Source organism: Thiocapsa rosea (assembly GCF_003634315.1).
GTDB classification, from domain to species: Bacteria; Pseudomonadota; Gammaproteobacteria; order Chromatiales; family Chromatiaceae; genus Thiocapsa; species Thiocapsa rosea.
On the sequence record NZ_RBXL01000001.1, the window covers coordinates 37,649 to 50,438 of the forward strand.

At 62.4% G+C, this 12,790-nt stretch carries 17 protein-coding genes; 8 read left to right on the top strand and 9 right to left on the bottom strand.

Features of this window, described 5'->3' with window-relative positions; genetic code table 11:
• Window positions 1-93: 93 nt before the first annotated feature.
• The 4 genes from BDD21_RS00195 (at window position 94) to BDD21_RS00210 (ending at window position 4,343) form a co-directional block, all read left to right on the top strand.
• The gene (locus tag BDD21_RS00195) at window positions 94-450 is read left to right on the top strand and encodes a ribulose bisphosphate carboxylase small subunit (protein ID WP_120795431.1); all 357 of its coding nucleotides are present in this window, start codon (window positions 94-96) and stop codon (window positions 448-450) included.
• Window positions 451-575: 125 nt separating this feature from the next.
• Entirely contained in the window at window positions 576-1,382 is an 807-nt protein-coding gene (locus BDD21_RS00200; RefSeq protein WP_120795432.1) for a CbbQ/NirQ/NorQ/GpvN family protein, read from the top strand.
• Between the two features lie 38 nt (window positions 1,383-1,420).
• On the top strand, window positions 1,421-1,774 hold the full coding sequence (locus BDD21_RS00205) for a four helix bundle protein (protein ID WP_120795433.1): 354 nt from the start codon (window positions 1,421-1,423) through the stop codon (window positions 1,772-1,774).
• A 187-nt stretch (window positions 1,775-1,961) separates the two neighbouring features.
• Window positions 1,962-4,343 (top strand): nitric oxide reductase activation protein NorD, encoded by a 2,382-nt coding sequence (locus tag BDD21_RS00210; RefSeq protein WP_120795434.1) that lies wholly within the window; start codon window positions 1,962-1,964, stop codon window positions 4,341-4,343.
• A gap of 291 nt (window positions 4,344-4,634) precedes the next feature.
• On the opposite strand, the gene BDD21_RS00215 is transcribed toward BDD21_RS00210, so the two are convergent.
• Window positions 4,635-5,270, bottom strand: coding sequence for an alpha/beta fold hydrolase (locus BDD21_RS00215; protein ID WP_245969346.1), 636 nt, complete (start codon window positions 5,268-5,270; stop codon window positions 4,635-4,637).
• Here BDD21_RS00215 and BDD21_RS00220 point away from each other — a divergent pair.
• Window positions 5,269-5,682 (top strand): DUF2177 family protein, encoded by a 414-nt coding sequence (locus tag BDD21_RS00220; RefSeq protein ID WP_120795436.1) that lies wholly within the window; start codon window positions 5,269-5,271, stop codon window positions 5,680-5,682. The genes BDD21_RS00215 and BDD21_RS00220 overlap by 2 nt on opposite strands.
• Before the next feature lie 153 nt (window positions 5,683-5,835).
• Here the strand turns inward: BDD21_RS00220 and BDD21_RS00225 are convergent, their stop codons facing one another.
• Together BDD21_RS00225 and BDD21_RS00230 are read right to left on the bottom strand one after the other, a co-directional pair.
• A complete protein-coding gene (locus BDD21_RS00225; protein WP_120795437.1) occupies window positions 5,836-6,222 on the bottom strand; it encodes a type II toxin-antitoxin system VapC family toxin in 387 nt (128 codons plus the stop codon).
• Window positions 6,219-6,479, bottom strand: coding sequence for a hypothetical protein (locus BDD21_RS00230; protein ID WP_120795438.1), 261 nt, complete (start codon window positions 6,477-6,479; stop codon window positions 6,219-6,221). Before BDD21_RS00230 ends, BDD21_RS00225 begins: the two co-directional genes overlap by 4 nt.
• A gap of 74 nt (window positions 6,480-6,553) precedes the next feature.
• Between BDD21_RS00230 and BDD21_RS00235 the strand changes: the two genes are divergently transcribed.
• Together BDD21_RS00235 and BDD21_RS27310 are read left to right on the top strand one after the other, a co-directional pair.
• Window positions 6,554-6,757: a DUF2177 family protein gene (locus BDD21_RS00235; RefSeq protein ID WP_281269169.1), complete on the top strand. Its 204-nt coding sequence runs from the start codon at window positions 6,554-6,556 to the stop codon at window positions 6,755-6,757.
• 586 nt (window positions 6,758-7,343) lie between these two features.
• The gene (locus BDD21_RS27310) at window positions 7,344-7,550 is read left to right on the top strand and encodes a hypothetical protein (RefSeq protein ID WP_147430939.1); all 207 of its coding nucleotides are present in this window, start codon (window positions 7,344-7,346) and stop codon (window positions 7,548-7,550) included.
• A gap of 270 nt (window positions 7,551-7,820) precedes the next feature.
• Here the strand turns inward: BDD21_RS27310 and BDD21_RS28975 are convergent, their stop codons facing one another.
• From BDD21_RS28975 to BDD21_RS27655, 4 genes are all read right to left on the bottom strand, one after another.
• On the bottom strand, window positions 7,821-7,949 hold the full coding sequence (locus tag BDD21_RS28975; protein ID WP_281269111.1) for a hypothetical protein: 129 nt from the start codon (window positions 7,947-7,949) through the stop codon (window positions 7,821-7,823).
• A gap of 136 nt (window positions 7,950-8,085) precedes the next feature.
• Window positions 8,086-8,355: a hypothetical protein gene (locus BDD21_RS00245; protein WP_120795440.1), complete on the bottom strand. Its 270-nt coding sequence runs from the start codon at window positions 8,353-8,355 to the stop codon at window positions 8,086-8,088.
• Window positions 8,352-8,600: a type I restriction-modification enzyme R subunit C-terminal domain-containing protein gene (locus BDD21_RS29140; RefSeq protein ID WP_211335173.1), complete on the bottom strand. Its 249-nt coding sequence runs from the start codon at window positions 8,598-8,600 to the stop codon at window positions 8,352-8,354. The genes BDD21_RS00245 and BDD21_RS29140 overlap by 4 nt, the downstream gene beginning before the upstream one ends.
• Window positions 8,601-8,656: 56 nt before the next feature.
• Window positions 8,657-9,007, bottom strand: a complete 351-nt coding sequence (locus BDD21_RS27655; protein WP_170164641.1) for a hypothetical protein — start codon at window positions 9,005-9,007, stop codon at window positions 8,657-8,659.
• A gap of 577 nt (window positions 9,008-9,584) precedes the next feature.
• On the opposite strand from BDD21_RS27655, the gene BDD21_RS00255 reads away from it, so the two are divergent.
• Window positions 9,585-10,658 carry an AI-2E family transporter gene (locus tag BDD21_RS00255; protein WP_120795442.1) on the top strand — a complete coding sequence of 358 codons (1,074 nt, stop codon included), beginning with the start codon at window positions 9,585-9,587 and terminating at the stop codon, window positions 10,656-10,658.
• Between the two features lie 56 nt (window positions 10,659-10,714).
• On the opposite strand, the gene BDD21_RS00260 is transcribed toward BDD21_RS00255, so the two are convergent.
• Together BDD21_RS00260 and BDD21_RS00265 are read right to left on the bottom strand one after the other, a co-directional pair.
• Window positions 10,715-12,133 (bottom strand): DegQ family serine endoprotease, encoded by a 1,419-nt coding sequence (locus BDD21_RS00260; protein ID WP_120795443.1) that lies wholly within the window; start codon window positions 12,131-12,133, stop codon window positions 10,715-10,717.
• A gap of 175 nt (window positions 12,134-12,308) precedes the next feature.
• Window positions 12,309-12,788 carry a SoxR reducing system RseC family protein gene (locus BDD21_RS00265; RefSeq protein ID WP_120795444.1) on the bottom strand — a complete coding sequence of 160 codons (480 nt, stop codon included), beginning with the start codon at window positions 12,786-12,788 and terminating at the stop codon, window positions 12,309-12,311.
• Window positions 12,789-12,790 lie beyond the last annotated feature (2 nt).

Genomic DNA, 12,790 nt, shown 5'->3' on the forward strand with positions numbered 1-12,790 from the left:
CGGCCTGTTGCTGAGAGCTGACGGCTGAAAGCTCAACGCCAGCGACGCTTACGATCGATTTTCACCACGAACCCAGTTTCGGAGTAACACCCCATGAGCACCATGCAGGACTATCAATCCAGCCTCGACGATCCGAGCAGCCGCAAGTTCGAGACCTTCTCCTATCTGCCCGAGATGGATCAGGCCCGCATTCGCAAGCAGGTCGAGTACATCGTCGCCAAGGGCTGGAACCCGGCTATCGAGCACAGCGAGCCGGAAAACGCCTTCGATCACTACTGGTACATGTGGAAGCTGCCGATGTTCGGCGAGACCGACGTGGACACCATCCTGGCCGAGGCGGAAGCCTGCCACAAGGCGCACCCGGATAACCATGTGCGTCTCGTCGGCTACGACAACTACGCTCAGTCCAAGGGCGCCGAGATGGTCGTTTTCCGCGGCAAGCCGGTCTGACGATCGGTTTTCGCTTGGGCGAAAACCGATGATCTAACAAACAGGGATTGACGGAAAAAGCCCCTGTCCTGGCGTGCGGGGCAGGGGCTTTTTGGTCATCGGCTTGTGAACGAGAGAGCAATGAGATGAGCGAAATCGACCGCGACCAATATCTGATCAAGGACGAGCCCTACTACCGCCCCGTGCAGAACGAAGTCGTCATGTACGAGGCGGCGTACGACGCCCGCATGCCGGTGATGCTCAAAGGGCCGACCGGCTGCGGTAAATCGCGCTTCGTCGAGTACATGGCTTGGAAGATCGGTGCACCACTCATCACGGTTGCCTGCAACGAAGACATGACCGCGTCCGACCTAGTCGGACGTTTTCTGCTCGACATCAACGGCACCAAGTGGCAAGACGGTCCGCTCACGGTGGCCGCGCGCATCGGCGCCATCTGTTATCTGGACGAGGTCGTGGAGGCCCGCCAGGACACCACGGTCGTCATCCATCCGCTGACGGACCATCGCCGCCAGCTGCCGCTCGAAAAAAAGGGCGAGCTGATTCACGCTCACCCCGATTTTCAGATCGTCATCTCCTACAACCCCGGCTATCAGAGCCTGATGAAGGATCTGAAGCAGTCGACCAAACAGCGTTTCGGTGCCCTGGACTTCGACTACCCGTCCGCCGACATCGAAACCGAGATCGTCGCCCACGAGGGCCACATCGACAAGGAGACCGCCGAGAAGCTGGTCCAGGTCGCCCAGCGCAGCCGCAACCTCAAGGGTCACGGGCTCGACGAAGGCATGTCCACCCGCCTACTGGTGTATGCCGCCCAACTCATCGGCAAGGGTATTGATCCGCAATCCGCCTGTCGGATGGCGCTGGTGCGGCCGCTGACGGATGATCCGGATATGCGCGATACGCTGGATGCGGCGGTGAATACGTATTTTTAGCGGCCTGCCTCCAGCCACCTGCCTCCAGCGACGCATCGATGAAGGACTATCGGCGGCTTGATGTCTGGGCGAAGGCACATGCGCTGACCTTGTCCGTTTATCGCGAAACCCTATCGTTTCCCTCCGATGAGCGCTTTGGATTGACAAGTCAGATCCGCCGGGCAGCAGTCTCCGTCCCGTCCAATATCGCCGAAGGTCGAGGACGCTCCAGTGATGCTGAATTTGCGCGGTTCCTGCACATCGCCGCTGGCTCGCTGAACGAACTGGAGTACCAATGCATACTCTCCAAAGAACTCGGTTATCTGGCGCTCGAATCAGCCGATCGGCTTCTTCATCAATGCTCAGATGTCCGTCGCATGCTCGCAGGCCTTCTCCAATCCCTGTCCCGATGAACCGGGAAGAGGCCAGCGGATTTCCGATTGCGGCCGACCGGCCCTCGCAACATTCTCGGCAGGCGCTGGCCAGACCCACAGGCAACCGGAGACCGCAAACTGGAAACAACCGCAAGCTGGCGGCCGGAGGCCGGCGGCTGGAGGCTGAAAGCTGGCGGCTGGAGGCAGGAAGCTGGAGGCTCCCCAAATGAGCATCGACTTCACCGAATACCTCTCCTGCCTCAAGGCCGACGCGGATCATCCGCACACCCAAGCGTTGGACGCGAGCTACCACGAGGCGGCGCGCATCATGTCGCCGCGCGGGCTGGAGCATTACCTCACCGGCATCAAGGCGATGTGCGGCCTGAACAAGGGCGTCGATCTGGTCCTGACCTATGTGCAGGAGATGCCGCGGGTCGCCAAGGAGGTGGGCGAGGACATTATCCCCGAGGTGGTGAGCGCTCTGATGAAGCTCGCCTCGCACACCTCGGGGACCGTCGTGGCACTGATTATGTCCAGTATGCCGCTGGCCGCGAGCAGACTCGGGGATGCGGAGGTGCTGCGCGGTTATCTCAATCTGCTGCATCAGTTGTCGGGCAAATCGCCGCGCGGCCTGCGCCCGATGATGGAGAACATGGACGAGCTGCTCTCCAAGCTCACGCTCGGCGGTCTGCGCCGCTGGGCGCTCTGGGGTGCTCAGGCCCATGCACGCGATCTCGACGGCCAGATGGCCTATTTCGGGCTTCAGACGGAGTCTTCGCGTGCCGTCCTGCAGAAGGAACGCCGCGGGACCCTGTTCGTCGACAATCAACGCAAGCTCAACTTCTATCTGCGTGCGCTCTGGGCACGCTCCTTCTTCATGCGCCCGACCTCGGGCGACTACGAGTCCCGCCAAGGTCTGCGCCCCTTCATCGAAGACTTCCAGATCCACCTGCCGGACGCCTTCGATCGCTTCCGCGGCATTTCCGGAATCGAAACCTACCGCGCCGCCGCGGCCCATTGCGCGGCCCATATGGTCTACGGCACCAACGCCATCAGCGCCGAGCAACTGATGCCCGCGCAGATGAAGCTGATCGAGATGTTCGAGGATGCGCGCGTCGAGGCGCTGGCGGTCCGCGATTTTCCGGGGCTCAGAAAGCTCTGGCTGTCCTTCTTTACGGCGCAGCTCGGGCCGATGGACGACGCCGTCGATCTGCATCCGATGATGGATCTGATGCAGCGCCAAGCGCGCGCCCTGCTGGACCCCGACTATATCGACGGACTCGCGCTGATCGACGACACCGCTGTCGCCTTCCGCGCGGCGCTGGCCGAGCGCCCGCACGACAACCGAATCAGTTGGGACGCCGGCGTGACCTTCTACAACCAGGCCATCAAGACCGTGGCGCTGCCGAACCTGCGTATCCTCGAAAACTGGCCGATCCCCTATCGCGACGACAACCGCTATGTCTGGGACTGCGGCGAGAACCTCTTCCTGACTCGCGGCGTGGACTATCTGCCCGCCTCGCAGCAACAGGTGCGCAAGTATGTGTCGGCCATCGAGATGGCCAACGAGGTCGATGTCGAAACCGCGGGCGACGACGCACAAGAGATCTGGGTCTGCGCCACCGAGTTCTTCCCTTACGAGGACGAAGGCATCTCATTCAACGCGATGGAAGGCAAGGAGCCCGTCTCGGACCCCTATCACTATCAGGAGTGGGACTATCAGGTCCAACTCTTCCGCCCGGACTGGGCGACCGTCATCGAGCGTCGCCAAGGCCGCGGCGATCCGGCGCTGATGGACGAGATCCTCGTCAAGCACAAGCCGGTCGCGAGCCGCATCCGCCGTCTGATCGACGCACTCCAGCCGCAAGGCATCGTGCGCCGACGCGGCTACGAGGAAGGCGAGGAGCTGGATCTGAACGCCGCCGTGCGGGCCATGATCGACGTGCGCCGCGGCACCATGCCGGATCCGCGCATCAACATCCGCATCACGCGTCAGATCCGCGATCTCGCCATCGTGGTGCTCATGGACCTGTCCGAATCGACCAACGAAAAGGTCGGCGTCAAGAAAGACGATCCCGGTTATGACGAAGCCCCGAGCATCCTCAGCCTGACCCGCGAGGCCACCGGGTTGTTGGCTTGGGCGATCGACGGCATCGGCGACCGCTTCGCCGTGCATGGCTTCGCCTCCGACGGCCGACACGATGTCCAATACTTCCGTTTCAAGGACTTCGATCAAGCCTACGACGACAACGCCAAGTCACGCATGGCAGGCATGAAGGGCGGACTTTCGACCCGCATGGGTGCGGCACTGCGCCACGCCGGCTGGCATCTCACCCGGCAACCCGCCCAAAAGCGCCTGGTCCTGGTGATCACCGACGGCGAGCCGGCGGACATCGACGAGCGCGATCCTCAATACCTGCGCCACGATAGCAAGAAGGCGGTCGAGGAGCTGCGCATGCAGGGCATCCACAGCTACTGTCTCACGCTCGATCCGCAGGCCGACCGTTATGTGGCACGCATCTTCGGCGAGAACCAGTATTCCATCGTCGACCATGTCGAGCGCCTGCCCGAGCGGCTCCCGGCGGTCTTTGCCGCGCTGACCGGATAGGCCGCAGGTCGGCATCCCAACGTCGACCGGGATGCCCGTCAGGGCGCCGCGAAATAGTCCTACCTGGCTCAGGGGCCGCGAGATAGTCGTTTCGCGCTGTAGGGACAAGCGAAAGCGCAGCCCACCAGCGCCGGCGCGGGGTTCGGTGGACTGCGCTTTCGCTTGTCCACCCTACATGCCTATTGTCGTGTGCATAATTTCGGCTGTGGAGAATGGATCGCGCGCAAATCGTCCAGCAGACATCAAAATCGCGACGTACGCGCAGCGACAAGACTCCCGGCCCGCACGAGGCTACCCGAGCCGCGCTGCGAACGACGCGACGGCATCCGCCGCCATGCTCAGATTCTGTTCCGGGGTGAATCCGGACGCCCGACGCGGCTTGAAGCTGTGCTCCCCGTCCGCGATCCAAACGATCTCGATCGACGGGCTCAGGACGTAGCCGGCAACCTCCTCCCGGTTCCCGAAAGGATCGCGTTCGCCTTGGCAGATCACCGTCGGCGTGCGCAGCCTCGACAGATGCGCGACACGCGTGCGCTCCGGCCGACCCGGCGGATGAAAGGGATACCCCAGACAGACCAGGCCGTCGACGCCCGCCTCGTCCGCAATCAAACTGGCGATACGCCCGCCCATCGACTTGCCTCCGATCAACAGGCGTTTCCTCGCACCATGGGCTGCACGCTGCTCGGCGATGACCCGCAGCCAAGTCTCGATCAGAATGGGCTCACGGTCGGGAGGACGCCTTCTTCCCTCGCTCTCGCTTCGCACCATATAGGGAAACGAGAAGCGCACGACGCGCAAGCCGGCGGCCACCAAGGCATGTGCAACCGCGCTCATGAAGGGGGAGTCGGCGCCCTGCCCTGCCCCATGTGCCAAGATCAGATGGCAACGCGCATCGGCCCGACCATCGATCAGCAGAGGATCCATCATGCAAGCCCTCTTCTTCGCAAAGCTCTATCTTCTGACCGTCCCGGTCTTCTTCGCCATCGATCTGCTCTGGTTGGGCGTCGTCGCCAAGACCTTCTATCGCGACAACCTCGCCCACGTCCTGAGCCCGACGGTGAACTGGCCGGCTGCACTGAGCTTCTACCTCATCTATATCGCCGGCATCCTCTATTTTGCCGTCGCACCCGCACTCGCGCAGGACTCGCTCGGCCGCGCCTTGCTCAACGGCGCACTTTTCGGCTTCTTCACCTACATCACCTACGAGCTGACCAACATGGCCACGCTCCCGAACTGGCCTCTGAAGGTGGTGATCGTGGATACGCTCTGGGGCATCGCACTCTGCACCAGCGTCGCCGCCGGCAGCTTCATGATCGGGAAATGGCTCGGCGGGGTTTGATGGTCCAACCGAGCGCACAGCGCCGCCTTCGAACGCCCGCTCGGTCTTTGCTCTTCGCCACACTGCAGCGCCACGAGGATACACTGGAATCAACTCAAGGCTTTCAAACTGAGGCGCTGTAAGTAGGTTGCCCGGAGAACTTCGACAATCCTGTCACCAAATCACCTCCACGTCATAAGGCCCCATAGCCGCATCAGCGGTGACCAGCGCCATGCCTTCGAACTGAGCCTGAGCAATCAGCATCCGGTCGAAAGGATCGCCATGATGCATCGGGAGTTGGCCGAGTTGCACGATATGGGTCAGAGAAACCGGCAATATCCGCAAGTCATTTTGCGCCTGTTGCACATTCAACATCTGTTGCCAGGGTACCTTGAGATCGAGCTTGCCCAGCTGGTGTTTGATCTGGATCTCCCACAGGGAGATCAAGCTGAGAAACAGCGGGTTTTCCGGATTTCGGCAGGCGTTCAACGACACGGCGCCGAGCTTTTCAGGCTGACCGTTGAGCCAGAGAAAGCAATGGGTGTCGAGCAAGAGCCTCATGGATGGCCTCCCAGCCAGAAGTCATCCGGCAAGGGCGCATCGAAGTCATCGCTCATCCAGATCTGGCTGCGAAACTGACCGAATTCCCTGGATGACTTGGTGACATCGTGTTGAGTCGGCATGTCCCCGACGGTCGCAGACTCGGCCTCCTCATACAGCACCACGACCCTGGCCTTGCGCGCCCGGATCGCCTCCGGCAGTTTCAGGCGGATCTCGTGGTTTTCGTCGATTTCGGTCTCTAGTTCGATGGCTTGCATGGCATTCACTCCACTGGGTTGGTTGGCGGCCGACCGAGAGAATCGGCAGAAAACCAGGGGCAGAACACGGTTTCCTGCAGGGCTCGCTCGGCCGCGCCCTGCTCAACGATGCACTCTTCGGTTTCTTCACCTACATCACCTACGAGCCGACCAACATGGCCACGCTCCCGAACTGGCCCATCAAGGTCGTGATCGTGGATACACTCTGGGGCATCGCACTCTGCGCCAGCGTCGCCGCCGGCAGCTTTATGATCGGGAAATGGCTCGGCGGGGTTTAATATCCCCGCTCCCGAGCACAGTGAAGCCGAAAGTGGATGGCGACGACCGCTGCCTTCTGCCGGGAAGGTTTCGCCGCTCGCGCCTACGGGGCAGCATGTCCGCGTAGTCGAAGCGCGTCGCACACGTCCAGCAAACCCTGTAGTCGAGGAAGGTGATCATCGCGCGGCATCGTGACTGGAAAGACCGGAAAGCCGGTCGCGGAACGCTACGTGTTCTTCCGTCTCGGCGCCGAGTTGCCAACGCTTATCGTCGGGGATCGACAGCCGCCCCCTCGCAACCTATATCGAAGATCTGCCGCAACTCCACCGCCCACGGGTTGCGCTGGGAGTCCGGCAGATCCCACCACGCCTCAAAGAGCGCACCCGGCGCCCATCCTTCTTGAGCGTGAAATCGAGATCGGCGGACAGAGCTTGGGCCTAAAAGTACAACGCCAGCAAGGCGTTCGGCATCTGACGGAACAGATTCTTGATAGAGTAGTAGCGAGCCATCCCTACCTCCTTGACGTGTACGAAAGCCAATCCGTTGGATGGTACTGGCTTTTGCTGTACCTTGCAGTCCGACCGTCGCCCGCCGCTGAGTCGGGCCATGGACGGCAAATGGACCGACCCCGCGTTGAAGCAGCGCTACCCGCAGCGGCACGGTGGGGGCCATCGCCCCGGCAACATGGTCACGCTATTGGTCCGCGGTTACCTCGGGGCAATCTCGTTGCGATTTCAGAACAAGCCGAACCACAGATACAAAAAAAAAGATGCGAGCGCCAGAAAGAGAAACAACGGTACGAGCGAGAAATGAATCCATCGATTCGATACGACTGATGGCACTGAATTCACCAAGGATGTCGCAGGCCTCGATCATCGTTTGGTCCACCTAGCCGGCGAGAGTACGGCGCCCAAGCGTAAGATTCTGATTTGCAAGCCAAGACCGCAGCTATTCTCGCTCTTGCGCTGGGTTTTGGACCAAACGATGATCAAGGCCATGTCGCATGACTACGCTCATTGATAAAGGGCTCGAAAAAGGTTTCATCGCCTTTGATGCAGAACAAAAAAACATCACCTATATCATTCAGAACAAGCGGCTTCGTTTCAATGACTCGGAAGAAAAGGTTCGGGCAAATGGGCCCAGCTGGCCACGCACCTTGAGGTCGTGGAAATCGATGGCCTCCTCCATCTTGATAGTGGTGCTGAGATTCATGATATGCGTATCGATCCGGCCCTAAGGGCGGACAGTCAAAGCGACCAGTCTTCGACGGTGAGGCCGGGTAGCTTGGTGAAGTGGTCGGTGTTGCAGGTGACGACAATTCGGCCGTGGGCCAGCGCGATGCCTGCGATCAGGGTATCCATGTCGTCGACGGGCGTGCCGGCCTTGCGTGTCTCGGCGTAGAGCTCCGACGCTCGCCCAGCTCGACCTCGAATCCGTCCGGATCCTCCATGTCCTCCCAGGCGCCGGCGAAACGCATGACGTCGGAAACGGTTTTCGGAGGCTCGCGCTCCAAGCCGAGTCGGAAGAAATGAATGATGTCGAACACCTCTTGTAAGTGCGAATCCGGAAGCTTCCGGATCTCGTCCCGCAGTTTGTTGCGCAGCTCGCTGGTCGTCATGGTTCGAACCTCGCAGATCGGGTCTTGGCCGTGTCGCGATACAGTTGATGCTCCAGATCGGTGAGGGCCTCGGTAAACTTGTCGGGCCCGCCGAGGACCCGGCGCCGAATCTGTGTTTTGCTGCCGAGCCGGCTGAAAGGCGGTAGCTCCGACACCTTGGGGTCTTCGATCTCGGTGATGCCGCGGTCGGCATACTTGTCCAGCAGGGCATCCAGGGTGAGCAGTCCCGAAACGCGGAGCGAGATACAAGGGTGGCTCGGGCCCGATTAGCGCCGGGCGGCCCAAGGCCGCCCGGTAAGACTTAGTTCTTGTCGCCGCCGAACATCTGCATCGGGTTCGGCATCATCTTCATCGGGTTCATGCCGCTTCCCCCGCGATCCTCGTCGCCGGGTCCGTAGCCGGGTCCGTAGCCGGGTCCGTAGCCGGGTCCGTAGTCAGGGCCATAACCTTGCCCGTAGCCCGGTCCGTATCCTTGCCCGACGCCGGGGGGCGGAGCATAGCCTTGGTCATATCCTTGACCGTATCCTTGTCCGTAACCTGGCCCGTAACCCTGGCCGTAGGCGGGAGCGGGCGGATAGCCTTCCGCAGTGCCCGCTCCGTACCCCGGAGCCTGGCCGTACCCCGGCGCGCCGCCGTATCCCTGTGGGGGCATTTGTTGCATCGGAGCGCCGCCCGTTTGCGGATCCATGTAACCGGGCGGAGGCCCGTAGCCTTGGCCGGGTACCCCCCATACCCCGGTTGCGGGGCTCCGTAGCCGGGTGCCGCTCCGTATCCCGGCGCACCGCCGTATCCGGGTGCGCCCTGCGGGTAGTAGCCCGGCGGCGGCGGATAATCACCCTCCCCGCGGCGGTCCTTGTTGCCGCCCATCCATTTGGATGGATTCATCATGTCGCCCATGTCCACTGCGAATGCCGGTCCGCTCAGGACCAGGCTCGCAATCCCGGCTGTCAGTACTGCCTTCATGGTGCTCATAACGCTTCGATGTGCTCCTCGTCTGTTGTCACGATGTTGTCCTCCCGCAAGAAGAGTATGGACCCTGCGAGACGGGATACCATCATCCATCCATCAACTGTGCACGGATGACGCAGCCGTCATGATGCGACTCGCGGGCCGCTGGGTTACGATTGCCGCGGCCGAAAAGGCAGCGAAGAACGCCCTGGCCCGGCCCCGCTCGAGATGCCGGCTCAAGACACCATCGACCGAATCGATTCACCGGAGGATCCGACGACATGACGAATGCAATGAGCGGTTTCAGTCCACCTGCCCGTGGCCTCCTCGTCGCGGGCGCCTTCGCGCTCGTCATCGGCCTCATGAAGCTTTCGGCCCCCATCCTCGTACCGCTCCTGCTGGCTGTGTTCATCGCGATCATCGCCACCCCGGCACTCAAATGGATGCGGCGGCGCGGCGTGCCCAAGTGGGGCGCGCTCGCGGTGATCATCTTTGTGCTCCTCGATATCGGGAGTCTCCTGGCGCTGGTCACCACGGGCGCGCTGGAGGGGTTCAGAGATAGCCTGCCGACCTATCAGGAGCGCTTCCTGATGCTGAGCGATCAGCTCGGGGGCTGGATGGAAGGTGTGGGCGTCGGCGGCTCGCGCGAGGCCATCCCGGATCTCCTGGACCCCAACAAGGTTGCGGTCGCTGTGCGGTATCTTTTGTCGAATGCCAGCGGTTTCTTCGCCACCGGACTCCTGGTACTGCTCGCCGTCACCTTCATCCTGCTTGAGGCGAATACGCTGCCCGCCAAGCTGAAGGTCGCCTTCCGGATGACGGAGGCGGGTGATGCGCGCATGAAGCGCCTGCTGGACTCGATCAAGCGTTATATGCTGATCAAGAGCCTCACCAGTCTCGGTACGGCCGTGTGCGTGTGGCTCTGGCTGTGGTTTCTCGGCATCGACTTCGCCGTGCTTTGGGCGGTGCTGGCCTTCTTCCTGAACTTCATCCCCGTCGTCGGCAACATCGTGATGATGATCCCGGCGGTCCTGCTTGCGCTGGTGCAGGTGGATGTGTCGACCGCGATCTGGGTGGCGGTCGGTTATCTCGTCATCAACACGGTTATCGGCAATGTCCTGGAGCCCCGGATCATGGGTAAAGGGCTGGGCATCTCGACGCTGGCCGTCTTCATCGCGTTGCTGTTCTGGGGATGGCTGTTCGGCACGGTGGGGATGTTCCTGGCGGTGCCGCTCACGGCCGCCCTGATCATCGGGTTGGACGCGAGCCCGCATACGCGCCCGATCGCGATCTTGCTCGGACCGGCAATCGAGCCCGAGCCGGAACCCGTGCCCGAGCTCGAATCCAAACAATAGTGCGCCGGACGCCTCGGAGTACGCCGCGTACGCTCGGTCTGTTCAGGCCACCCGAATCAGGGCACCCGAACCGCATGAAACATGCGCCCGTCGCCCCGCTGGACCAGAATTGCAACGGACCGACCCGACTGGATGGCATCGAGGATCCGATTGAAACCGACCAGATCCTGAACCGGCTGGTTGTCGAGCATCAGGATCACGTCGCCCGCAATCAACCCCGCCTGCTCCGCGGGTCCGGGCTCGACCCCTTCGACCAGCACACCGCCGGCGACGACGGCCAACTGCTCGCGCTGCTCCGGCGTGATCTCGCCCACGAAGAGGCCGATCCGATTCGCGGACACCTTCTCCGGCTCGCCGGGGCGCGCCGCGATCTGATCCTCTTCCGGTAGCTCGCCGATCTCGATGCCGAGATCGACCAGCTCGCCGACCCTGAGCACTTGCATCTGCACGCGCTCGCCGACCGGTGTCATTCCGACCATCGGCGGCAAGGCGCTCGAGGTCGGGATCTCACGTCCGTTGAAGGTCACAATGATATCGCCCGGCCGGACCTTCGCGGCCTCGGCCGGACTGCCCGGCAAGACCTGTGCGACCAATGCCCCGCGCGGCTGCTTCATCCCGAAGGATTCGGCAAGCTCCCGGGTCACGTCCTGAATCAACACGCCCAGCCAGCCGCGGCTGACGCGGCCCGTGGTCTGCAACTGACCGACCACATCCATCACCACATCGATCGGGATCGCGAACGAGAGTCCCATGAAGCCGCCCGTACGGCTGTAGATCTGACTGTTGACGCCGACCACCTCGCCGTCGAGGTTGAACAGCGGCCCGCCCGAGTTGCCGGGATTGATCGCCACGTCGGTTTGGATGAAGGGGATGTAGTTTTCGCTCGGGAGACTGCGGCCTTTTGCGCTCACGATGCCCGCAGTGGCGGAGGACTCGAAGCCGAAGGGCGAGCCGATCGCCAGCACCCACTCGCCGACCTTGAGGTCCTGAGAGACGCCGATCTTGACCGCCGGGAGCCCCTCGCCCTCGATCTTCAGGAGTGCGATGTCGCTGCGCTTATCGGTGCCGACCACGGTGGCCACGAACTCGCGCCGATCACTGGTGCGTACGACGATCTCCTCCGCACCTTCCACGACGTGGGCGTTGGTCAGCACGGATCCATCGGTCGAGATGATGAAACCAGACCCGAGCGAGCGCGATTGGAGGCTATCGTCCGGAAGGGTGCCGTCTTCGCCGAAGAAATGCCGAAAGAAATCCTGAAGAGGACTGTCCTCCGGGAGATCCGGAACGGAGAACTCAGGCAACTGCGTGGCCGCGACCGGGGCCTGCTTGGTGCTGATATTGACCACCGAGGGGCCGTTCTCGGCGACGAGATCCACGAAGTCCGGAAGCATCCGGCTGGCCGCAAGACCGGGCAGAAACGCGCCGCAGACCAATGCCACGAGGGCGAAGGAGAAGATCGGGATGGGACGCATGGATGCTCCAAGATGAACGGGTTCAATCGGGCGGCCGCGTCGGCCGCAGCAATGCGGACGTTGCGATATCGCGTTGGGGGACTGCCGAAACCGCGTCGGCCGCTTGATAGGCTCGTCCTGACGGGCGGCTTCGCCGGAAGGTCGCCCTATAAGGATCGGATTGCAACGACCTGAATCAGGTCGCCGTTGGAATCCCGACCGGCACGCCCCGCTCGACCCGACAGACCACCGCCTGCTGCTCAGGACGATTCCGTGAACGCGCACTGTAGCCGCGCAGCCAGAGCAGCGCCAGAGCGAAGCCGATCACCGCACCGAGAAGCGCCGCCACATCGGCAAAGCCACCTTCGGCGATCCCGGCAAGTGCGTCTCCCGCAAGCGCACCGCCGAGCAGGCCCGCCAGCGGTGCAAAGTAAACCGCAAAAGAGGCCGAAAGCAGACCCTGCTCGGAGATCCCGAGCATGACCCGCTCGCCGACCGACGCCTGCGCCTGATTCAATGCATCGACATGAATCGCGCCGCGCCCGAAGAAGCGCTCGATCAGCGATGTTCCGCAGGCGCCGTTCGCAGCGCAACCCCCGCAGACCGTGCGCCGCTCGATCCGCACCCGAGCATAGGAACCATCGATCGAGACCACGACACCGGATTCCTCGATCATCG